The sequence below is a fragment of the Devosia crocina genome (assembly GCF_900116545.1).
Classification (GTDB): Bacteria; Pseudomonadota; Alphaproteobacteria; order Rhizobiales; family Devosiaceae; genus Devosia; species Devosia crocina.
Genome location: NZ_FPCK01000003.1, coordinates 1 through 22,621, shown reverse-complemented (window position 1 = coordinate 22,621; position 22,621 = coordinate 1). Strand labels below are relative to the sequence as shown.

General features: G+C 61.8%; 18 protein-coding genes. 10 read left to right on the top strand and 8 right to left on the bottom strand.

Going from position 1 to position 22,621, the window contains the following annotated elements:
- The first annotated feature begins 4 nt into the window (after positions 1-4).
- Positions 5-871: an aldo/keto reductase gene (locus BM364_RS13200; RefSeq protein ID WP_092425403.1), complete on the top strand. Its 867-nt coding sequence runs from the start codon at positions 5-7 to the stop codon at positions 869-871.
- 359 nt (positions 872-1,230) lie between these two features.
- Here BM364_RS13200 and ilvD read toward each other — a convergent pair whose 3' ends face one another.
- Together ilvD and BM364_RS13190 are read right to left on the bottom strand one after the other, a co-directional pair.
- Positions 1,231-3,084: a dihydroxy-acid dehydratase gene (ilvD, locus tag BM364_RS13195; RefSeq protein ID WP_092425401.1), complete on the bottom strand. Its 1,854-nt coding sequence runs from the start codon at positions 3,082-3,084 to the stop codon at positions 1,231-1,233.
- Between the two features lie 167 nt (positions 3,085-3,251).
- Positions 3,252-3,836 (bottom strand): hypothetical protein, encoded by a 585-nt coding sequence (locus BM364_RS13190; protein ID WP_092425399.1) that lies wholly within the window; start codon positions 3,834-3,836, stop codon positions 3,252-3,254.
- 129 nt (positions 3,837-3,965) lie between these two features.
- Between BM364_RS13190 and BM364_RS13185 the strand changes: the two genes are divergently transcribed.
- Positions 3,966-4,340 carry a hypothetical protein gene (locus BM364_RS13185; protein WP_139232592.1) on the top strand — a complete coding sequence of 125 codons (375 nt, stop codon included), beginning with the start codon at positions 3,966-3,968 and terminating at the stop codon, positions 4,338-4,340.
- Positions 4,341-4,378: 38 nt separating this feature from the next.
- Here BM364_RS13185 and ubiG read toward each other — a convergent pair whose 3' ends face one another.
- A complete protein-coding gene (ubiG, locus tag BM364_RS13180) occupies positions 4,379-5,116 on the bottom strand; it encodes a bifunctional 2-polyprenyl-6-hydroxyphenol methylase/3-demethylubiquinol 3-O-methyltransferase UbiG (protein ID WP_092426325.1) in 738 nt (245 codons plus the stop codon).
- Positions 5,117-5,348: 232 nt separating this feature from the next.
- Here ubiG and BM364_RS13175 point away from each other — a divergent pair, with 232 nt between their 5' ends.
- The 5 genes from BM364_RS13175 (at position 5,349) to BM364_RS13155 (ending at position 11,945) form a co-directional block, all read left to right on the top strand.
- On the top strand, positions 5,349-6,614 hold the full coding sequence (locus BM364_RS13175; RefSeq protein ID WP_092425396.1) for an aspartate kinase: 1,266 nt from the start codon (positions 5,349-5,351) through the stop codon (positions 6,612-6,614).
- A gap of 71 nt (positions 6,615-6,685) precedes the next feature.
- On the top strand, positions 6,686-8,953 hold the full coding sequence (ptsP, locus tag BM364_RS13170; RefSeq protein WP_092425394.1) for a phosphoenolpyruvate--protein phosphotransferase: 2,268 nt from the start codon (positions 6,686-6,688) through the stop codon (positions 8,951-8,953).
- 75 nt (positions 8,954-9,028) lie between these two features.
- Positions 9,029-10,105 (top strand): peptide chain release factor 1, encoded by a 1,077-nt coding sequence (gene prfA, locus BM364_RS13165; RefSeq protein ID WP_092425392.1) that lies wholly within the window; start codon positions 9,029-9,031, stop codon positions 10,103-10,105.
- Positions 10,102-10,983: a peptide chain release factor N(5)-glutamine methyltransferase gene (gene prmC, locus BM364_RS13160; RefSeq protein ID WP_092425391.1), complete on the top strand. Its 882-nt coding sequence runs from the start codon at positions 10,102-10,104 to the stop codon at positions 10,981-10,983. The genes prfA and prmC overlap by 4 nt, the downstream gene beginning before the upstream one ends.
- A 326-nt stretch (positions 10,984-11,309) precedes the next feature.
- A complete protein-coding gene (locus tag BM364_RS13155) occupies positions 11,310-11,945 on the top strand; it encodes a DUF4167 domain-containing protein (RefSeq protein WP_092425389.1) in 636 nt (211 codons plus the stop codon).
- Positions 11,946-12,218: 273 nt separating this feature from the next.
- Here BM364_RS13155 and BM364_RS13150 read toward each other — a convergent pair whose 3' ends face one another.
- The 4 genes from BM364_RS13150 to BM364_RS13135 all read right to left on the bottom strand — a co-directional run bounded on the left by BM364_RS13150 (position 12,219) and on the right by BM364_RS13135 (position 16,019).
- Positions 12,219-12,584 carry a VOC family protein gene (locus BM364_RS13150; protein ID WP_092425388.1) on the bottom strand — a complete coding sequence of 122 codons (366 nt, stop codon included), beginning with the start codon at positions 12,582-12,584 and terminating at the stop codon, positions 12,219-12,221.
- Positions 12,585-12,682: 98 nt separating this feature from the next.
- Positions 12,683-13,210 (bottom strand): hypothetical protein, encoded by a 528-nt coding sequence (locus BM364_RS13145; protein WP_092425386.1) that lies wholly within the window; start codon positions 13,208-13,210, stop codon positions 12,683-12,685.
- Positions 13,207-13,749: a hypothetical protein gene (locus BM364_RS13140; RefSeq protein WP_092425384.1), complete on the bottom strand. Its 543-nt coding sequence runs from the start codon at positions 13,747-13,749 to the stop codon at positions 13,207-13,209. The genes BM364_RS13145 and BM364_RS13140 overlap by 4 nt, the downstream gene beginning before the upstream one ends.
- Positions 13,750-13,805: 56 nt before the next feature.
- Positions 13,806-16,019: a putative bifunctional diguanylate cyclase/phosphodiesterase gene (locus BM364_RS13135; protein WP_092425383.1), complete on the bottom strand. Its 2,214-nt coding sequence runs from the start codon at positions 16,017-16,019 to the stop codon at positions 13,806-13,808.
- Positions 16,020-16,304: 285 nt separating this feature from the next.
- On the opposite strand from BM364_RS13135, the gene clpB reads away from it, so the two are divergent.
- From clpB to BM364_RS13120, 3 genes are all read left to right on the top strand, one after another.
- Entirely contained in the window at positions 16,305-18,920 is a 2,616-nt protein-coding gene (clpB, locus tag BM364_RS13130; RefSeq protein ID WP_092425381.1) for an ATP-dependent chaperone ClpB, read from the top strand.
- 91 nt (positions 18,921-19,011) lie between these two features.
- Positions 19,012-19,401, top strand: coding sequence for a DUF1622 domain-containing protein (locus tag BM364_RS13125; protein WP_092425380.1), 390 nt, complete (start codon positions 19,012-19,014; stop codon positions 19,399-19,401).
- Between the two features lie 56 nt (positions 19,402-19,457).
- Positions 19,458-19,799 (top strand): VOC family protein, encoded by a 342-nt coding sequence (locus tag BM364_RS13120; protein WP_092425378.1) that lies wholly within the window; start codon positions 19,458-19,460, stop codon positions 19,797-19,799.
- A 2-nt stretch (positions 19,800-19,801) separates the two neighbouring features.
- Here BM364_RS13120 and BM364_RS13115 read toward each other — a convergent pair whose 3' ends face one another.
- The gene (locus BM364_RS13115; protein WP_175528603.1) at positions 19,802-21,778 is read right to left on the bottom strand and encodes a peptidoglycan DD-metalloendopeptidase family protein; all 1,977 of its coding nucleotides are present in this window, start codon (positions 21,776-21,778) and stop codon (positions 19,802-19,804) included.
- Positions 21,779-22,621 lie beyond the last annotated feature (843 nt).

Below are 22,621 nucleotides of genomic sequence, written 5' to 3'. Positions count from 1 at the left end.
TGAAATGGCTCAACTGGACGCAGCCCTGGCGGGCACTTTTGCCATCGGAGGCGAACTAGAGGTGAACCGCCTCGGCTTTGGCGCCATGCGCATTACCGGCAAGGGTATCTGGGGACCGCCGGAAGATCGCGACGAAGCCATTAGAGTGCTCAAGCGTTTGCCAGAGCTCAATGTAAACTTCATCGATACCGCCGAAAGCTATGGCCCCTATATCAGCGAGGAACTGATCGCCGAGGCATTGGCGCCCTACGATCGCGGTTCGGTCATTGCCACCAAGTGCGGCCTCACCCGCACGGGGCCCGAAGAGTGGCACCAGCTAGGCCGTCCCGAGTTTCTGCGCCAAGGCGTGATGACCAGCCTGCGCCGCCTGAAGCTTGAGCGACTGGACCTCTGGCAGTTGCACCGGATCGACAGCAAGACACCGCGCGCGGATCAGTTCGGCGCTATTGCCGATATGCAAAAGAAGGGTCTTATCCGCCACGTGGGCCTTTCCGAGGTGAGCGTGGACGACATCAAGGAAGCCCAGCAGTATTTCTCTGTCGCGACCGTGCAGAACCTTTACAACTTCGCCAATCGCAAGAGCGAAGCGGTGCTCGACTACTGCGAAAAGGAAGGTATCGGGTTCATTCCCTGGTTCCCGCTGGCCGGTGGCGATCTCGTCGAGGGCCATGAGAAGGCGCGGGCAATCATGGACAAGCATGGCGCGAGCGGCAGCCAGATCGCGCTCGCCTGGTTGCTCAAGCGTTCGCCCGTCGTGCTGCCAATCCCGGGTACAGGCAAGGTCAGGCATCTCGAGGATAATGTTGCAGCCGCGGCATTCGCGCTCAGTGACGAGGATTTTGCAACGCTGGACGCCATTGCCAAGCGGTAGTGCACGGCGCGGGTTCGGCGCTGAACAGGGCGGTGGCTGCGAGGCCATCGCCCTTCTTTGTGCTCGAAGCGCCGCCGCGTCAAAGCTTTGAGACAGCCTGAATCGATGGGCTGGTCTGGCAAGCGTCAGCGATGTCAAAGGGGATTGGGTCGGCCCGATAGGGAGGGTGGAATCCCCGCTATCGAGCCTGACCAGATCAGCAAATCTTGGCAGACCGCTGAGTGGCTGGCTGGGGCTTTAGCACTGGACGACGGTGTTGTCACGCTTTTGTCTCGAAGGGCATCATTTCATCCCCGAAATGGCGGGGTGGTCCACCCGGACAAGCCGGGTGGCGACGATGGGAAGACAGCACGCGTCTTCTAGTTCCAGAGCTTGTCGATGGCCTTGGTGTCGCGCACGGCGCCCTTGGCGGCGGAGGTCACGAGGGCAGCATAGGCCTTGAGGGCGGTGGTCACCTTGCGCTTGCGCGGCTGGGCCGGCTTCCAGCCGATCTTGTCCTGCTCGGCGCGGCGGGTGGCGAGCTCGGCGTCCGAAACCAGCACATTGACCGTGCGGTTGGGGATGTCGATCTCGACCATGTCGCCTTCCCGCACGAGCCCGATGGCGCCGCCTTCGGCTGCTTCAGGCGAAGCGTGACCGATGGAGAGGCCCGATGTGCCGCCCGAGAAGCGCCCGTCAGTAAGAAGGGCACAGGCTTTGCCGAGGCCCTTCGATTTGAGATAGCTCGTGGGATAGAGCATTTCCTGCATGCCCGGGCCACCCTTGGGCCCTTCATATCGAATGACGAGGACGTCGCCAGGCTTGATCTCGTTGGAGAGGATCGCCTTGACGGTGGAATCCTGGCTTTCGAAAACGCGGGCAGGGCCGGTGAACTTCAGGATGGATTCATCGACGCCTGCGGTCTTCACGATGCAGCCGTCGAGCGCGATATTGCCCTTGAGCACGGCCAGACCGCCATCCTTGGAGAATGGATTGTCGGGCGAGCGGATGGCGCCATTGGTGCGGTCGGTGTCGAGCTCTGCCCAGCGATTGGACTGCGAGAAGGCCTCGGTCGTGCGCACGCCGCCCGGTGCAGCCATATAGAATTGGCGCACGCTCTCGGAATTAGTGCGTGAAATGTCCCACTTGTCGATCGCATCGCCCATAGTTGCGGCATGGACCGTGGGCTCCTTGCGATTGATCAAGCCTGCGCGGTCGAGCTGGCCGAGGATGGCAAAGATGCCGCCGGCGCGGTGGACGTCTTCCATGTGGACATCATTCTTGGCCGGCGCGACCTTGGAGAGAACCGGGACGCGACGCGACAGAGCGTCGATATCGTCCATGGTAAAATCGACGCCGCCTTCATGGGCAGCGGCAAGGATATGAAGCACGGTATTGGTCGAGCCGCCCATGGCGATATCGAGCGCCATGGCGTTTTCGAAGGCGTGCTTGGTTGCAATCGAACGCGGCAAGACGGTCTCGTCGTCCTGCTCGTAGTAGCGGCGGGCGAGATCGACGATCAGGTGCCCGGCTTCCTGGAAAAGGCGCTTGCGATCCGAGTGGGTCGCGAGGGTCGAGCCATTGCCGGGCAAGGAAAGGCCCAAGGCTTCGGTGAGGCAGTTCATGGAGTTGGCAGTGAACATGCCAGAGCAGGAGCCGCAGGTGGGGCAGGCGGCTTCCTCGACGGCCTGGACTTCCTCGTCGGTATATTGATCGTCGGCAGCCATCACCATGGCATCGACGAGGTCGAGCGCCTGCAACTTGCCCTTGACGATGGCCTTGCCCGCTTCCATCGGTCCGCCGGAAACGAAGATGACGGGGATATTGAGGCGCATGGCGGCGTTCAGCATGCCCGGCGTGATCTTGTCGCAATTGGAGATGCAGACCATGGCGTCGGCCGTATGGGCGTTGACCATGTATTCGACGGAGTCAGCGATGATGTCGCGGCTCGGCAGCGAATAAAGCATCCCGTCATGGCCCATGGCGATGCCGTCATCGACCGCAATTGTGTTGAACTCCTTGGCGACGCCGCCTGCCGCTTCGATTTCGCGCGCAACGAGCTGGCCGAGATCCTTGAGGTGAACGTGACCAGGCACGAACTGGGTAAAGGAATTGACCACCGCAATAATGGGTTTGCCGAAATCGCCATCCTTCATGCCGGTGGCGCGCCACAGGCCACGGGCGCCGGCCATGTTGCGGCCATGAGTGGTGGTGCGGGAACGATAAACGGGCATGGCGGATCCTCGATAGTGTCGCCGGTTGGAGCCGGAAATTCGCCATGTTGTTTAGACCCATTCCAGGGCAGCATCAAGGATATTCAGTACCGTACCGTACGGTACGGTTTTACGGTCTTCGGGATTGGCGCGGCACTCTGAACGCCGCGCCTGTCCGGCCGTAAGGATCAGAACTTGTAGCGCAAGCCCACCGCAACGGCGTTGGAGCCGTCGATCTCGGCAATGGTGCCGAAGCCCCCGGAGCGGTGCTGAATGCGGACAAAGCCCTCGTAGTCCGGCAGCGCATCATGAGACACGGCAATTTCCGGGCCGAGGTAGTAAAGCACTGGCACCGCGCGATTGATTGCGGCTGCCCTTTCGGTTTCTACCCCGATCGTATCGGTGACCACCGACAGACCCGCGGTCAGCGAGGGCGTGATGTTGAGCCCGCCCATCTTGAACACTTCAAGGCGCGCCACAGCGCCACCCCAAAGCTCGAGAGAGGCGCTTTCGCCGGCGCGGATGCCGAGGCCACCTTCGAGGCCCAGGTGGAACACGCCATACTGATACAGGAACTGCTGGTAGCCGAAGCCTGCAAAGAAATTGGATTCGTAGACATTGTCCCAAGGGGTCAGCGCGTCCGAAAAATAGTCGCGCGTCAGCGGTCCGCCCATGACGAAGACGTTCTGGTCATTTGCTCCGGTGCTGTCTTGAGCGGTGGCGACGGACACCCCGCACAGGAGGGTGGAGAGCAGAAAAAGAGCACGCTTCATCAAATCAGGCCTTTGCGATCCAGCTTCAACAACGCCGATATCCCCGAGGGGTTCACCGGCAGTCTAAACGAGACAGGCGGAACGGCACAGCCCATCCTCGCGTTGGTCGGGCAAGTTATGGAGGAAATTATGCAAGCTATTCCTAACACCATTCATGAAGGCATGAAGGTCGTTGACCGCGCCATGCACGAAATCGGCACGGTCGATACATTCCGCGCCACCGATAATGATCCGGAAACCAATGGCGGCAATGGCGCCGCAGGGGTCAGCCCGGTGCTCGAAGAGGGCGAGAACCGTATGTCTTCGCTGCTCGCCGATGTTTTTCATCCAGATGATGGCCTGCCGCGCGAATTCCAGGAAAAAGCGCTGCGGGACGGCTTCGTACGCCTCGATGCCAAGGGCTTGTTTGCTGGGGATCGCTATATCTTTCCCGAGCATATCGACCGGGTCGAGGGCGAAACGCTGGTGCTCAATGTCGATCGTGACCATCTGATCAAGGCTTGACCATTTCAGCCACCGCATTCTGAGGCGGTGGCTTTTTTCTAGGCCCGCCGCTCGGCGAGGATCATGTAATTGATCCCCATGTCGGGGGAGAGTTTCCATTCATCAGCCAGAGGGTGGAAGACAACTCCGGTCTCATCGGTCACGGTGAGCCCGTTGCGGGTCAACTGGCTGCGGATTTCATCAGGCGTTAGAAACTTGCGCCAGTCATGCGTACCCCGCGGCAGCCATCGCAACACATATTCGGCGCCGAGCACGGCCAGGGCATAGGCGCGAGCTGTCCGGTTGAGCGTAGCGGTGAACATCAGCCCGCCCGGGGCCACGAGATCGGCGCAGCTCTTCATATAGAGTGGCACATTCTCGACATGCTCGACCACTTCCATGTTCAAGACAACGTCGTAGCGTTCTCCCGCCGCAACCAGCGCTTCCGAAGTTGTGGCACGATAGTCGATGGTTAGGCCCGATTGTTCGGCATGTATCCTGGCGATGGCGATATTGCGCTCGGCCGCATCGACGCCGGTCACGGTTGCTCCGAGCCGGGTCAGCGGCTCGCACAAAAGGCCGCCGCCGCAGCCGATATCGACGATACGCAAGCCCTCGAGCGGCCGCATGCCCGAGATATCCCGGCCGAAATGGCGGACCAGTTGATCGCGGATATAGCCGAGGCGAACGGGATTGAACTTGTGCAGCGGCTTGAACTTACCCTTGGGGTCCCACCATTCCTCGGCCATGGCCGTGAATTTTGCGACTTCGGCATCGTTGATGGTGGTTTGAGACATGGTGGGCTCCTTTGGCTCCATATGACCCCGAGCCACGGCTTGGTTCAAGGCGCGGGGTGACGCAGCCGGGGCGGTGCGAAGCCAGTTGATCGGCGGCGCGGTTTGTGGCATTCCCCCGCGCTAACACTAAGCGTACCGCCGGGTTCGGCGGTTGGCGCTTTGGAATTGTCGCGTTGCCGCGCCGCAGATGTGGGGATCACCTTTGCAGGCAATGCTTTAGCCGGGGAAGCCAGTGGCCCGTATCGTTGTCAAGTTCGGTGGCACTTCGATGGCCAATATCGAACGTATCCGCCATTCTGCCGCCCATGTGAAGCGCGAGATCGATGCCGGCAACGAAGTTGCCGTTGTCGTTTCGGCCATGTCGGGCAAGACCAATGAACTGGTTGGCTGGGTCAATGATGCCAGCAAGTTCCACGACGCGCGTGAATACGACGCGGTGGTTGCTTCGGGCGAGCAGGTCACGGCGGGCCTGATGGCGATCGTCCTGGCGGAAATGGGCGTCCAATCGCGCTCGTTCGCCGGCTGGCAGGTGCCAATCTACACAGATGACGCCCATGGGGCGGCTCGGATAACCGATATCGATCCGAGCGAACTCGACAAGCGCATGAAGGATGGCTGGGTGCCTGTAATCACAGGCTTTCAGGGCATCTCGCCCCACGGCCGGGTGACGACGCTCGGTCGCGGCGGTTCGGATACATCCGCTGTTGCGGTGGCCGCAGCAGTCGGCGCGGATCGATGCGATATCTATACCGATGTGGACGGTGTTTACACAACCGATCCGCGCATCGTCCCCAAGGCCCAGCGCATGAGCAAGATTTCCTTTGAGGAAATGCTTGAGATGGCTTCGCTCGGCGCCAAGGTGCTGATGATCCGCTCGGTGGAAATGGCCATGGCGCACAAGGTTCGCCTTCTGGTGCGCTCCAGTTTCGATGACCCGAATGCGCCCCAGATCGCGCCCGATGGGTCGCCCGGTGTTCCCGGCACGCTTGTTTGCGATGAGGATGAGATCATGGAAAAGCAGATCGTTTCGGGCGTGACGCTCGCCAAGGCCGAGGCCAAGATCACCTTGCGCGATGTCAAGGACAAGCCCGGCGTGGCCGCCGCCATCTTCGGCCAGCTGGCCGATGAAGGCATCATCGTCGACATGATCGTGCAGAACATTGCCGATGATGGCGCAACCACCGACATCACCTTTACCGTGCCCGACAGCGAATACGACAAGGCCGTCCGGGCGTTGGAAAACAACGGCGGCAAGTTCGAATATGCCCGGCTTTCCGGCTCGAAGGGCGGCGCGAAGGTCTCCGTCGTGGGCGTGGGCATGCGCAGCCATGCCGGTGTCGCTTCCTCCATGTTCAAGGCGCTGGCCGACAAGGGGATCAATATCCAGCTGATCACCACCTCGGAAATCAAGACCTCGGTCCTGATCGATGAAGAATATGCCGAGCTTGCGGTTCGGGCGCTGCACACCTATTACGGATTGGACAAGAAGGACGCCTGATCTCGTTTCGAGGGGGAACGGGGCCGCGTCCGATCAAGGGGGGCGGCTCGGCGGGGCCGCCGGAGACTGGCATGGTCACGACCATCGGCGGCCCAAGGGTGCTGCTGCGGCAATTGCGCGAAACCATGGCGGAGCCTTTGGCTTCGCAGGCGCGCCTCGACAAGATCGTGACCCTGATCGCCGACAATATGCGCGCCGACGTGTGCTCGTTCTACGTTCTGCGCGACGATGGTGCGCTCGAACTTTTCGCCACCAAGGGCCTCAAGGCCGAATCGGTTCATATGACCACGCTGCGGCTAGGCGAAGGGCTTGTGGGCCTGATCGCTTCGGAGGCCGAGCCGCTCAGCCTTGACGATGCTCCCAGCCATCCGGGCTTCGCTTATCGACCGGAAACAGGCGAAGACAAATATAATTCATTCCTCGGTGTTCCGGTGCTCAGAGCCGGGCAAACCCTGGGCGTTCTCGTGGTCCAGAACGCCGAGCGCCGCCACTATGGCGAGGATGAAGCCGAGGCCATGCTGACTACGGCCACAATCCTGGCCGAAATGATCGCCACCTCGGACTTCGACAATCTGATCAAGCCCGGATCCGATATCGATCTCAGGCGTCCCCGCATGTTCAATGGCGTAAGCTTCACCGATGGAATCGCGCTCGGCACGGTGGTGCTGCACGACCCGCGTGTCGTGGTCGTCAACTTCATCGCCGACGACACGGATCAGGAGAAAGCCCGGCTCGACAAGGCGCTGGCCAGCATGCGTGTGTCGATCGATGCCATGCTCGACCATGGCGACATGCAGCCGAGTTCAGATCACCGCGAAATTCTTGAAACCTACCGCATGTTCGCCAACGACCGGGGCTGGGTGAACCGGCTGACCGAAGCGATAGAGAACGGCCTTTCGGCCGAAGCGGCGGTCGAGCGCGTTCAGAACGACACGCGCGCGCGCATGCTGCGCCAGACCGATCCCTATATCCGCGACCGTTTGCATGATCTTGACGACTTGGCCAATCGGCTCCTGCGTGTCCTCACCAATACGAGCCAGCCGGCGCATCGCGAACTGCCTGACAATGCCATTCTCGTCGCGCGCAATATGGGTCCGGCGGAACTGCTCGAATATGATCGCAAGAAGCTGCGTGGCCTCGTGCTCGAAGAGGGCGGGACCACGGCACACGTCGCCATTGTCGCCCGTTCGCTCGGGATCGTTGCCGTTGGTCAGGCGGATTCCATCGTTTCCATGTGCGAAAGCGGCGATGACATCATCATCGATGGCTCCGCCGGAACCGTGCATCTGAGGCCAACGCCCGATGTCGAGCAGACCTATGTCGACAAGGTCCGGATTTCCGCCAGGCGGAGAGCGCATTATGCGGCGCTCAAGAACAAGCCCAGCGTGACCCGCGACGGGGTCGAGATCACGCTGCTGCACAATTCCGGCCTCGTTGCCGATCTGCCCATGCTCGAGGACACCGGGGCGACCGGGGTTGGGCTTTTTCGCACCGAACTGCAGTTCATGATCGCGAGCAAGCTGCCGCGGCTGCAGGAGCAGGTCGAGCTCTATTCCGAGGCGCTGGAAATCGCTGGAGAGCGCCCTATCGTATTCCGCCTGCTCGATATCGGCGGGGATAAGGTCGTGCCTTATCTGCGCTCCATGGCCGAAGAAAACCCGGCCATGGGTTATCGTTCCATCCGGCTCGGTCTTGACCGTCCGGGTCTCCTGCGCACCCAGATCCGTGCGCTGCTGATGGCGGCGCAGGGGCGGCCGCTTAAAATCCTGGTACCCATGGTCACCGAGACCTTCGAGTTCCGGCAGACAAGGCTTGTGGTTTCAAAGGAAATGGATCGCCTGCGCCGTGCCGGCGAGCTCGTGCCTTCGCGGCTCGAATTGGGCGCGATGGTGGAGGTGCCATCGCTGCTTTTCGAGCTCGACCAGATCATGCCCGAGGCCGATTTCGTCTCGATCGGCTCCAATGACCTGGTTCAGTTCCTGACCGCCGCAGACCGCGCAAATCCGAGGGTTTCCAAGAGCTACGACCCCATCGCCCTGCCGCGCCTTCGCGCAATCCGGCTGGTGGTGGATGCCGCGCGCCGGCACAACAAATCGGTGACCATGTGCGGGGAACTGGCTGGGCGGCCGATGGAAGCACTGGCGCTGATGGCGATCGGCATGACCCGGCTGTCGATGGGGCCTGCCTCGATCGGACCGATTAAGGAACTCGTGCTCAATCTCGACCTCAAGCCGATCCAGGAGTCGGTGGCGGCAGCGCTCAGCGTTGGCTCGGATGGGGTTACGATCCGGGAATTGCTGCGGGAATGGGTGGACCGTCAGAACCTGCCCATGGGTTAGCGCCAGCCTAGTTCTGCTTGCGATTGCGGGCGCGCGCCGCTATCCCCTCATCGCTGATTGCATGAAAGACCGCGAATGCCCGCTTTGCCAGAGGACAAGCTCGATACGCTTGCCACCCGTTTCCAGTATATCGAAGCTGCCTTGTCCGGCGGCGCGAGCCCGGACGAGCTGGCCAAATTGTCCAAGGAGCACTCGGACCTTTCTCCCATTGTCGGGGAGATCAACGCCTACAAAAAAGCGTTGAAAGACAAGGCCGAAGCCGAAGCTCTCGCCAAAGGTCCGGACCGGGAAATGGCGGAGATGGCAGCCGCGGAACTCGAGGAGCTCGAGGAAAAGATCGAAGCCCTGACCCAGTCGATCCGCGTCATGCTGCTGCCCAAGGACGAAGCGGACGAAAAGTCGATCATTCTGGAAATCCGCGGCGGCACGGGTGGGGACGAGGCGGCGCTGTTTGCCGGCGATCTTTTCCGCATGTACGAGCGCTATGCTTCGGTGCGCGGCTGGAAAGTCACGGTGATGGAAGAGAGCCCCGGGGAAATGGGCGGGTTCAAGGAAATCATCGCCAATGTTTCGGGCCGGGGCGTCTATGCGCGGATGAAATATGAGTCCGGCGTGCATCGCGTGCAGCGTGTGCCGGCGACGGAAGCCTCGGGGCGGATCCACACTTCGGCAGCGACGGTTGCGGTGCTGCCCGAAGTGGAAGACATTGATATTGAAATCAAAAACGAAGATATCCGCATCGATACGATGCGCGCTTCGGGCGCCGGCGGACAGCACGTCAACACCACCGATTCGGCCGTTCGCATCACCCATTTGCCGACCGGCATCGTCGTGACGTCGGCCCTCAAATCTCAACACCAGAACCGTGCGCAAGCGCTGGTGGTGCTGCGCGCGCGGCTCTATGAAATGCAACGCGAAGAGCGCGACAGCGCCCGCTCGGCCGAGCGCAAGGGGCAGGTGGGATCGGGAGATCGTTCGGAGCGTATCCGGACCTATAACTTCCCGCAGGGACGGGTAACCGACCACCGCATCAACCTGACTTTATATAAGCTTGACAAGGTGATAGCGGGTGAAGCGCTCGACGAATTGATCGAGGCGCTGATCACTGAAAATCAGGCTGCGCAGCTGGCCGCGATGGAGAGCGGCAGCTGAGCGAAGAGATCACCGTTGGCGCGCTGTGGCGGCGGTGGCGGGACGAGCTGGCGCGTCACGGGGTGCCCACGCCAACGCTTGATGCCAAGCTGCTGGTGGGCCACGGGCTCGGCTACGACGTGCTGCAATTAATGCTGCACGAGCGCGATTTGGTTAGCATCTCGCTAGCAGAAAGCCTTGCTCAAACGCTGAAACGTCGCGTTTCCGGTGAATCCGTGGCACGCATTATGGGCCAGCGTGAATTTTATGGGCTCGCATTCGACTTGAGTGCGGCGACGCTGGAGCCACGACCCGATACGGAGCTCGTGGTCGACCTTGCACTTGCAGCTTTGCCCGACGGGGGAGCGGTGCTCGATCTTGGCACGGGATCGGGATGCATTCCCATCTCGATCCTGAGCAACCGGCCCGATGCGCAAGGTGTGGCGACGGATATCAATCCGGGGGCGCTGGAGGTTGCGGAACGGAATGCCGAACGGCATGGGGTTTTGGGCCGGTTGACCCTGAAACAGGGAGACTGGTTCGGGGCGCTTCGCGGCTCCGCGTCGGAGGAAGAGAGATTCCACCTCATCCTCTCCAATCCGCCCTATATATCTTCGGCCGTTGTCGAGACCCTGTCTGCGGAAGTGAAAGACTTCGATCCGCGCCTGGCGCTCGATGGTGGGCCCGATGGGTTGGCACCTTATCGGATCATCGCGGCGGAAGCGGGATCCTGGCTGAGACCGGGCGGAGAGGTGATGGTCGAGATCGGCTACGATCAGAGCGAGGCCGTTGCCGCGCTCTTTGCCGCGGCGGGGTTTGCAAAGGTGATGGTTCACAAGGACCTTTCAGGTCTTGATCGTGTGGTTTCGGCGCACCACATGGAGGGGGCAAAAGCCTAGGCGGCGGCCGGTGCCCAATTTTTGCTGGTCAAACCGGGCGGAAGCGGCTAGTTTGACCGTGCTGTCAATGGCGCATCATGAGCGCCGCGGCGACCACACCCGATTTCCAAACCTGCGGCCGAGTGCCGTGCTTGTCCGGATGACCGGGGCGAGTGGATGATCCGGGCGGATTTTTCCGAGGGCGCTGCCCGACCGCGGACGGTCTTCATGAAACCAGTATAACCGCATCCTCTGGCGTAGAACGCGGGATGTGGGGCCAGACCGGGCATTGGCCCGGCCCGCCCAAATTGTGACGCTTCACTACCAGAGTTAGACAAAGCGACCCGATGAGACCAAACCAGAACAAGAACCGGCAGCGTGGCCGGAACGGCGGACGCAAGCACGTCAATCCGCTCTCGCGCAATTACGAGAGCAATGGCCCGGACGTGAAGGTTCGCGGCAATGCCGCCCATATCGCCGAAAAATACCTGCAACTGGCGCGCGACGCCCAGTCGTCGGGCGATTCGGTGATGGCCGAGAATTATTTGCAGCACGCCGAACATTATTTCCGCATCGTCTCCTCGGCGCAGCAGGCCATGAATGGCCAGCGCGAGGGACAGAGCCAGGACGACAACGAGTTCGATGACGATGTCTCGGAAATGAACTCGCGCTTTTCTTCGCCCCAGCCGGTGCAGGCAACGCCCGCTCCCGAAGGGGAGGAGGACGTCGCTGCGACCCCGGCTCAACCGGTGCCCGCCGCCGAGGATGGCGCCGAGCGTCCGGCTGCCGAAGCGGGCGATATCGCCGCACAGCCGGCCGGCGAAGGCGAGGCCGCCCCGCGCAAGCCGCGCGAACGCCGCCCGCGTCGCCGCCGCCCGACCGCTGCCGAAGGCGCCCCAGCCGATCCGGCCAATGCCGACCAGCCTAGCGTTGGCGAATTGCCGGCCTTTCTGACGGCCGGCACGGCAAACGCCGCGGAATAGAGAACACGAGAGCCGGGCTGATGCCCGGCTTTTTGTTTCTGGGGGAGTGCATCAGCCAGGCTCCTGACGCGCATATGTCTCCGCCGATGTGTTCCGCCCATCCAGCTGGTGCCGTTCGAATGGGGAGGTGGTTTGACCCCTATTGCTTGCCCGGCCAGCCAGACGATGCGGGTGCAATGTCGCTAGTTGGTGCGGCCTATCTGGTCGTTTGATGCGCCCGTCCCTAGGAGCGCGCCTGAGGCGTGCTTGCGCGAGGCTTTTCTTGTTCTTGGCCTACACTGTTCGTGCGCAGAGCTTGTTCCCGTCGGGATCGCGGAGATAGGCAACGAAAACGCCGTTTGGCCGCTCGTTCGGCGGGCTCTCGATCGCTGTGCCGCCATGCGCAGTACCCGCACTGTGCCAAGCCAGAACGTGATCGGGGCTTGCCGCAGCGATGCCAATGGTCGCGCCATTGGCCACAGTCGCGGGCTTTCCGTCGATTGGTTTCGTGATCATCAAGCGGCCACCCTCGTGGGTATAGATCAGCCGGCCTCGTGCATCCACTTCGCCGGGCTTGCCGCCGAGCGCTGCAAAGGTGGCGTCGTAGAAAGTGCGGGCGCGCTCGATGTCGTTGCTGCCGATCATGACATGCGTGAACATGCTTAAACTCCGTTGCGGTCTTGTTTGGGCCAAAGGACAAAACCAGTCCCGTTGCCTATTCTTAGCTTTATCCTAGAGGGCGCGTCCGAGCCATCGCGCTAGGAATCACAACGGATCAGGAGGTCGAAGCCGGTGCGGTGAGTGATCAGGAGGAGATCGGGGCCGGGGCGGAGGACGGTGACGGGCCCGTTATTGCGCTCGTTGGCGGTGATCACCTCTTCGCTCGGAGATCGATCTGGCGGGTAGCCGAGGGCAGCGTAGAATTTTGGGCGGTCGATGCTTCTGGTGAAGGCGCTGAAACTGTCGCGCCGATACTGCCAGTGAAGGTCCGGCGGAGCGTCGATCAGGCTGAGGTTGAACCCCTCGGGCAGGGTTTCGATGGCCATGACAGGTGAACTGTCTTCGGGACAGAAGCGGGTCATGGCAGCCCGGATTTTGTCTTCACTCGGCGCGTTGAGATCGATCAGCACCGTGCCATTGGCAAGGATCCACCGGCCGTCAAGGTCTTCGGTGTCGCCAAATGTTTCGAGCAGGCCCACAGCAGCGGGCACAGCGCTCTGGGCCATGGCCGCCGAAGGGACTGCCAGGGCGAGAAGAAGGGCGAGGGTGCGGAGCTTGAGCATCATGCCGGGCAGCGGCCGAAGATTTCGACGCGTTGTGGGGTGGCGATGGCCATCAGGTCCGGCGCGATACGGTAGATGGCGGTGGGCTGAGACAGGGCTTCGAGCGTGCGGGCGCGCATCTCCATGCCGCGCTCGCCCTCCATGGTGTCGAACCGGCGGAGGCGGAACAGGGCTTCGGGATCGAAGCTGCGGTGGAATTGCGCGCCGCCGATCCAGTCGAAGCGATAAGTCAGTTCATCCGCTGAATTGGGTTCGGTCATGGCGAAACTGGCCTCGTCGATGGCGGTGATGACGGCGCCGCGCATTGGATCGTTGCCGCAGAAGCGCTCGAGGGCGCTCTCCGCAAGGCCGGGTTCAGGATCGGTGCCCATGGCATTGGTAAGAGTCGTGAGCGGCAGCCACTCACCGGCAATATCCCCGGTGACGGCGGGCGCCGAGACCTGGCCGAAGATGCGATTGGCGGTGACGAAATCGGTTTCGACCTCGGCGGTGGCGGGGGCGGCGGCGAGAAGGGCAGCGGATAGGGCAAGCAGCAGGCGCATGATCGGTCCTCAGGGTTGTTCCGTGATTTGACGCCTGCTGGCCGCAAAAGCTTGGGTCAGGCCCGCAGGATCAGAGGACCAATTTCGGCCGATTGCGTGAGGAGTGCTTCGAGCGCGGGTGCAGCCATAGGCCGGGCAAGCAAATAGCCCTGGAGTTGATTGCATCCCATGGCAAGCAGGATTTCGCGCTGCTCCTCGGTTTCGACGCCTTCGGCGGTAACCTTCATATTCATGGCACGTCCCAGATCAATGATGGAGCGCACGATGGAGCGGATCTCGACGTTATTTTCGAGCTGCGTCGTATAGGACTGGTCGATCTTGAGCTTGTCCACGCCATGAGTGCGCAAATAGCTGATCGAGGAATAGCCAGTGCCGAAATCGTCGAGCGCGACGCGTATGCCTCGGGCGCGCAGGAGGCGCAGGGTTTCCTGCACCTGCGGCGAGTTCTGCAGCAAGAGGCCTTCGGTGACCTCGATTTCAAGCCGCCGCGGATGCAGACCCGTGGCTTCGAGAATATCGAAGATGCGTTCGGCAAAGCGCTCGTCCTGGAACTGGATAGGCGACACATTGACCGCGACCCAAGGCAGAGAAGAGGCGACCGTGTGGCGGCAGGCTTTTTCGAGGGCCCAGAGGCCGAGCTGGCGGATCAGTCCGCGCTCCTCTGCAAGCTTGATGAACATGGCGGGCGAGAGGCGTCCCTTGTCCTTGTGCTGCCAGCGGATCAGCGCTTCGGCGCCAAGAACGGTCTGGCTCTGCGCGCAAAAGATCGGCTGATAAACCAGTTCAAGGCCTTCCCCGGTGCGCACGGCCAACCGCAGATCGGCTTCAAGGGCAAGCCGCTCCCGAACGGCGGCACCGAGCTCGCCAGCATAAAGCATGTAGCGATTGCGGCCACCGTTCTTGGCCTGGTAGAGCGCCATGTCGGCCCGGCCGATCAGGTCCTGCGCCGAAACCAGGGGGTCGTCGGCGGACATGAGGCCGACACTGGCGCTGACATGAACCTCGTGTCCATCTAGAACAAAGGGCTCCTCAAGGCTGCTGACAATGCGCTGAGCGAGGCCGAGGGCATCCCCGAGATCGGTGACGTTTTTCTGAATCAGAGCGAATTCGTCGCCACCGAGCCGGGCCAGCAGATCATGTTCGCCCACAAGAGCGCCGAGCCTTTGGGCTACTTCGACCAGGAGAGCGTCGCCGGCAGGGTGGCCGAGCGTATCATTGACGCTCTTGAAGTGGTCCAGATCGAGGCAGTGGAGCACGACGCGGCAGCCATTGCGCCGGCCATTTGCCAGGGCGCGGGCGAGATCCTGCTCAAAGAGAGCCCTGTTGGGCAGATGGGTGAGCGGATCGTGATAGGCAAAAAAGGTCGCCTGGGCCTCGGATTCATTAAGGCGGCGCGTGGTGCGCTGGAGCCGCAGGATCAACAACGTGCCCGCCAGCACGAGAAACAGCACGCACAAAACCATGCCCGGACCGGTTTCCCAGATCAGCTGGAACGCCGGCTCATAGGGCTGCCAGGAGAAGAACCCGACGATGCGACCGGCCTTGTCGAGCACGGGGGCAGCGATGCGGCCGCGATCGGCGGCGAGTTCGCGCTCGAAGCGCAGATCGTCCACTTCGAACTTGGTGCCGATGGCCTCGGCGATGCGGGCGCCAAGATCAATCATGGAGACGTGCAGATATTCTTCGCCCGAAGCCTGGACCAGCGTCGCGTCGCTGGGCAGGACGGGGCGCATGCTGACAATAGCGGCACGGCCATCAGGCATAACGCGTACATCTATAAGTCCAAGGCCGGTGATTGCGGCGGTGGAATCAGCGGGATCGCTTTCAGCCGCGTTTGCCATGGTCTGGCGCAACTGGCGGATCATTGGCTCAATGACGGCCTGATCCTCCCCATAGGTGCCGAGCGGCACCTGTTCGCCATTTTGCACTGCGCGCATTGGCTGGCCGTCGGGAGCGACGAGGTAAACCCGGTCATGGCCGAAATATTCGCTGACCCACTCGGCCAGGTTCTCGGCGAGCCAGGGCTCATTGTTGGCGCGCAGATTGACGACGGACTCGGTCCAGATCGCCGACGTATCCTGCTCGAGGGGAATACGATCCAGGATCTCTTCCAGGCCGACGCGGACGGCGCGGGTCTCGCGCGCCATGGAGCGATCATCGATGCGGCTGGCCGCCCACAAGCCAAAGGCGGCGAGCGCAAGAACAAAGGAAGCTGCAAGAGCGACAAAGGCAAGATTGGAGCGCGAATGCACCTTAGCGCGGGTACTCATTACGTGTCAGGCTACCGCTTAGATTGAACCCGTGATGCCGACGCTGATCATCGTCCCCGTTCTAGCAGCCAAAGATTAGGAGAATCATAGCGCGGAGAAGAAAAGTGACAGTCGTGCGACAGTCCGAATAGCGTTGACCGGCCATTGCTGGGGGCGAAATGCTCCCCATATATCCTTTCGATGACGGAGCGTGCCGACGGCACTGTCAGGCGCTTCTTCACCAACACTTCCGCCGTCATGCCGGTGCCAAAAGGGCCGGGTGGCGGGCGAGACAAGGAGAGTTGAATGAATATCGAAAAATATACCGAGCGCTCGCGTGGCTTTATCCAAAGCGCGCAGACCGCAGCGCTGGGCAAGGGCCACCAGCAATTTGCGCCGGTGCATCTCTTGAAGGTGCTGCTCGACGACGACCAGGGGCTGGCCTCAGGCCTGATCGAACGTGCCGGAGGCGATGCCAAGGCCGCTCGCGCCGGGGTCGAAGCCGCGCTCAATAAAATCCCGAAGGTTTCCGGCGATGCCGGCCAGCTTTACCTCAGCCGCGAACTAGCGCGCGTTTTCGATACGGCGGAAAGCGCCGCGCAGAAGGCCGGCGACAGCTATGTGACGGCCGAACGCCTGCTGCTGGCGCTGACGGTTGAAAAAGACACCGATGCCGGCAAGATCCTGGCTTCTGCCGGGGTGACGCCGCAGGGGCTCAATACCGCGATCGAAGCGATCCGCAAGGGCCGGACGGCCGATTCTGCATCGGCCGAAAACAGCTATGACGCGCTCAAGAAATATGCGCGCGACCTGACCGCCGATGTGCGCGAGGGCAAGCTCGACCCCGTGATCGGCCGGGATGAGGAAATTCGCCGCGCCATTCAGGTGCTGAGCCGGCGCACCAAGAACAATCCGGTGCTGATCGGGGAGCCGGGCGTTGGCAAGACCGCAATCGCCGAGGGCCTCGCTATCCGCATCGTCAATGGCGATGTGCCAGAATCGCTCAAGAACAAGAGCTTGCTCGCACTCGACATGGGAGCCTTGATCGCCGGCGCGAAATATCGCGGCGAATTCGAGGAGCGGCTCAAATCCGTGCTGAACGAGGTGACCGCGGCCGAAGGGCAGATCATTCTCTTTATCGACGAGATGCACACCCTGGTTGGCGCCGGCAAGGCCGATGGGGCGATGGATGCGTCCAATCTCCTTAAGCCTGCTTTGGCGCGCGGTGAGCTCCACTGCGTCGGCGCAACGACCCTTGATGAATATAGAAAGCATGTGGAGAAGGACCCGGCACTGGCCCGGCGCTTCCAGCCGGTCTTCGTGTCCGAACCGACGGTCGAGGATACGATTTCGATTTTGCGCGGGCTAAAGGAAAAATACGAGCTGCACCACGGGATCCGCATCGCGGACTCCGCGCTTGTGAGCGCGGCGACGCTGTCGAACCGCTATATCACCGACCGGTTCCTGCCCGACAAGGCCATCGACCTCATGGACGAGGCGGCGGCGCGCCTGCGCATGGCGGTCGACAGCAAGCCCGAAGCGCTCGACGAACTCGACCGGCGCATCATGCAGCTCAAGATCGAGCGCGAGGCCTTGAAAAAGGAAACCGATGACGGCTCGAGGACCCGGCTCGACCGGCTCGAACAGGATCTGTCCGGGCTCGAAGAGCAGGCCCAGGCGCTCTCGTCCAAATGGCTGGCGGAAAAGGAGCGGCTGCAGGGATCGACCAAGCTCAAGGAAGAGCTCGATGCCGCCCGCAGCCAGCTCGAAATCGCGCAGCGCCAGGGCGATCTCGCCAAGGCGGGTGAGCTTGCCTATGGCGTCATTCCAGATCTCGAAAAGCGTTTGAAGGCCGCCGACGATCTTGATGGCGACGGCCAGCCGGACCCGGTCATGGCCAAGGAAACGGTGGAGCCCAGCGACATCGCCCAGGTCGTGTCGCGCTGGACCGGAATTCCGGTCGACCGGATGATGGAAGGGGAGCGCGAAAAGCTGCTTCACATGGAAGCCTCGCTCGGCGACCGGGTGATCGGGCAGAGCGAAGCGGTGGCTGCGGTGGCTAAAGCCGTTCGCCGCTCACGCGCGGGTCTGCAGGATCCCAACCGGCCCATCGGCTCGTTCATGTTCCTTGGGCCAACCGGCGTGGGCAAGACCGAATTGACGAAGGCCCTGGCGCAGTTTCTCTTTGACGACGATACCGCCATGGTGCGGCTCGACATGTCCGAGTTCATGGAAAAGCACTCGGTCGCCCGGCTGATCGGCGCCCCTCCGGGCTATGTCGGCTATGACGAAGGCGGGGTGCTCACCGAAGCTGTGCGGCGGAGGCCTTATCAGGTCGTTTTGTTCGACGAGATCGAAAAGGCGCATCCGGACGTGTTCAATGTTCTCCTCCAGGTGCTCGACGACGGGCGGTTGACGGACGGGCAGGGGCGCACGGTCGATTTCCGCAACACGGTGATCATCCTTACCTCCAACCTTGGGGCCGAATATCTGGTCGACCTCAAGGACGGAGACTCGGTGGAACTGGTGCGCGGCAAGGTGCTCGACATGGTGAAAGCCTCGTTCCGGCCCGAATTCCTCAACCGGATCGACGAGATCCTGTTGTTCCACCGGCTCGGGCGCGAGCATATGGGATCAATCGTCGATATCCAGTTCAGCCGGCTCCAGACGCTGCTGCGGGATCGCGACATCGCCCTCGTGCTCTCGCCGCGTGCCCGCGAATGGCTCGCCAATGAGGGTTATGATCCCGCCTATGGCGCCCGGCCGCTCAAGCGGGTGATCCAGCGCGCGGTGCAGGATAGCCTTGCCGAGGATATCCTTTCGGGCCGGGTCAGCGATGGCGGTCAGGTTCTGGTGGATGCCGACGAGACCGGCATCGTGCTGCGGGCCGGTGGCGAAAACGCTGTGACAGAAGCCGCCTAGAACAGAAAGGCCGGTCCCCGGACCGGCCTTTTCTTCGTCCAGGCAACCGCGCCTTGCCCGCTGGCGTTGCCCGCAAAAGGCGGGGTGGCACATGAACGACTTGCTTTCGCAGATCCTCCATTGGACGACGCGCGCAATTGAGGTTGCGGGGATTGTCGTGATCGTCGCGGGGACCGTCGTGGCCGGATTGCGTTATCTTAGTGAATGGCGGCAGGCTGAGCTCGTGCCCAGCGCCTATCATCGCCTGCGCTCCTCGCTCGGCCGCTCGATCCTGTTGGGCCTCGAATTGCTGGTGGCTGCCGATATCATCAACACCGTTGCCATAGAGCCCACGCTCGAAAGCCTCGCTGTGCTGGGCGGCATCGTGCTGATCCGGACCTTCCTGAGCCTGTCGCTAGAAGTCGAGATCGAGGGGCGCTGGCCCTGGCAGCAGGCGCGGGGCAAGGACGCGCCCGGCAAGGGGCGAGAAAATCCGCGCTGACCGCTTGCCTGCCGCTCCGCGCCCGATTAGAACATAGAGAGAACAAAGGGGCTGGCATGGCTGACCAGATCGACTATATCGAATTTCCTTCCACCGACAAGGCGGCAACGAGCGGGTTCTTCCAGTCCGCTTTTGGCTGGGGCGTCACCAGCTACGGTCCTGTCTATGACGGCATCGAGGGCGCGGGCATCGATGGCGGTGTCGACGGGGCGCCCGAACGCGTTGCGGCCACTATGGCCATTGTTCGCACCAGCGATCTCGACGATGCTGAACGGCGGGTCCGCGCGGCCGGCGGCGAGATTACCCGCGCCCAGTTCGATTTTCCCGGCGGGCGCCGCTTTCATTTTCGCGAACCGGGCGGCACTGAACTTGCTGTTTATGTCGCGCGCGAAGGCTAGGGTCAGCGGCTGGCGGCGGCAACCTGGGTCGGCTCGCCATTGCGCGCCATCAACTCATCGATCTGCGCCATCTGCTGGGCAAAGGCGTCGCGATATTGCGGGGCAAGCACATTGTCCTTGGGCAGTTTGACGCTAAGCGGATCGACGAGATTGCCGTTGATCTTGATCTCGAAGTGAAGGTGCGGACCGGTCGATTGGCCGGTCGAGCCCACATAGCCGATCAACTGGCCTTGGCGCACACGGCTGCCGACGCTCAGTCCATCGACGAAGCGCGAGAGGTGGCCATAGGCCGTCTCATAGCCGTTGACGTGTTCGATCTCGATCTTGTTGCCGTAGCCGGACTGCCAGCGATAATAGGAAATCGTGCCATCGCCCGAGGCATAGATCGGGGTGCCGGTGCGGGCGGCAAGATCGACGCCGGTATGCAGCTTGCGCGTCTTGAAGATGGGATGGATGCGATAGCCAAAGCGCGAGCGCAGCGTGCCCCCGCCTTCGAGAGGCCGGCGATTGAGGAAGCGCTTGCCGGTTTCGCCATCGGGATCAAAGAAATCCACGGTGCCGTCCTCGGTGGCGAAGCGATAAAGCTGGCGCTTGGTGCCGGCCAGGGTCAGCGAGACATAAAGCAGGTCGGGCTTGGCCTCTGGCGTGTCCTGGGTCTCAAGGATTTCGATCGTGTCGCCGGCGGAAATGCGCTTGGTCATGTCCACGTCATAGGCGAACATGCCGATGATCCTCTCGATCGTGTCGTCATCGAGATCGTGCTTGCGGCCGGTTTCCCAGATCGAGCGATAAACGGTGGGCAGGCTGCCCACATTGATCTGCTCGATATCTTCCTGCGGAAAGTCGACCCAGTCGGGCTGGAGGCCAACCACATATTGCCCATTGTCGCTAAGGGCGACCGTGGCGATATGCTGCTCGCCCGGCGCGCCTTCAGGCCGGTAGATCGACATGCGGTAGGGCACGAGACTGGTGGAATCGCTGCTCAACGCACCATAAAGAATGCGCAGCCTAATGCCGGCGGGCAAACCCGAAGAGGGAATGAGATTGGCAAGGGTGTTTTCCACCATCGACACCTGGGCGCGGCTGAACCCGTTGCGCACCAGGGTTTCGGCGAGCGGCCCGAGTTCGCGCACGGTGAGGAAGCGCTCGGTGCGGCCGGGACCTTTATTGGCCGCAAGGGTGGTCTTGGGCACCACTGTGACGTTTTCTGCAACGCCGCTCGGGCTCGAGGCGCTTCCGGTTTCCGGCGCGAGTTCGGCAAGGCTCGGGGCAATGGCGGCATAGGCCAGAGTGGGCGGGGGCGCATCGTCTTCGGTATAGAAGGTGGCTTCGGCCATGCCGCGCACGAAATCGGCGGCATTTTCATCTGAGATGGCGCTGGCCGGGGTGAAGCTGAGCGGCATGTCGGCCTGTTTAACCGCAACTTCGCCATCCACATCGGTGCCGTAGACCTCGGCATTGAGGTCGAGCGTTGCTGCCTGAAGCGGCTGGGTGGCATTGAGAATGGCCACAGGGTCATAAGCGGGCGCATCGGCAGACAACGAGGTGGCTGTCGTCGCCAGCGTTGCCTTGAGGCGCGTAAAAGGCTGATTGCGGATGATCTCGCGCCCCTCAACCACCTGGCGGATCGACGCCTCGACGATTTCGAGATCGGACCGGGTTTCGGCAACAGGACGAATGCGCGAGGATTTCGCGGTCATGTCGGTGGGCAGAATCTGCTCGAGGCGCGGGGCGGCCAACTGCAAGGCTTTGTAAGCGGTTGAGAACGTGTCCTGGCCCTGAAAGGAGACGTAAAGCGCCGCGCCCATAAGAAGGACACTGGTCAGCCCGGTCATCACCGTGCCGCTGAGCCAGGCAAAGCTGAGCTCGCGACCCTGGGGGATCTCCCCGTCGGTCGATTGGAGAGTGAGCGCCGGCCCATCCTCGAACCCGCTGGCCCGCAGCTGGGACGCATGGCGATTTCGTTGCGCAGCGTTCAATGCGCCGTCCTTCGTTCTGGTGGTCTTCCCCCAGGCGCCGGGGCGGCGCCGCATCGGTTCGAATATTGTGCGGCACACTAAGGAGGCGCGCCGCCCTTTTCAATGCCCGTCCTATCTCCAACAATTGCGGCGAAACTGCGAGTCAGGGCCCTGGCGAGGAGAGCGGAGCGAGTGTTCTGCCAGAGGAAGCAAAGAGGGCGTCTTTATAAGAAGCGATTGCGCCCGCGGAGGCGCAAAAAAGCGGGGCGGCAGGAAAGCACTGCAATCTCTGGCAATTCAGTCGAGTTTTCCACATCGCGGCCGGGTTGTTCCGGCGAAAATGTCGTTTTTGTCATGGGGGGGATTTACAGGCGCCCGGGCCGCCCCTATAACCCGCTCATCGCTGAAGAGCGCGGCGCCAAACGGCGGCGGGCACGGAAGCAAGTCGCTGAAAACGAAAGAGATTTCGAGACTTAAGCGATACAGAAATTCGGCAGTGCTGAAATTTCTCCAAGTGGTATTGACAGTGATTTAAACCTTCACTAAATACCGCGGCACTGACGACGTGAACGGCTTTGAGTTGTTCCCACTGATCGGTGCAATCTGACAGGGCGGGTGTGCTGCCGGGCAACCGGAATGCAGGTTTGTTTTGTTGGTGGAAATCCGGGGCGATTGCCTCACCGACGTTCGGCCCTTTGGGGTGAAGGTCAGTTCTTTGACATTGTGAAGAAAGAAGAAAGAGAAACGTGGCCGGCGAAGTTCTTGCGAGCGGAAGCTGGAAGCAATTCTGGTGGAAGTTGATAGACTTTCGATGGGTGCACGTTTTTCAGAGGTACACTACCTATCGCGCTTTTTCGGAGGCGC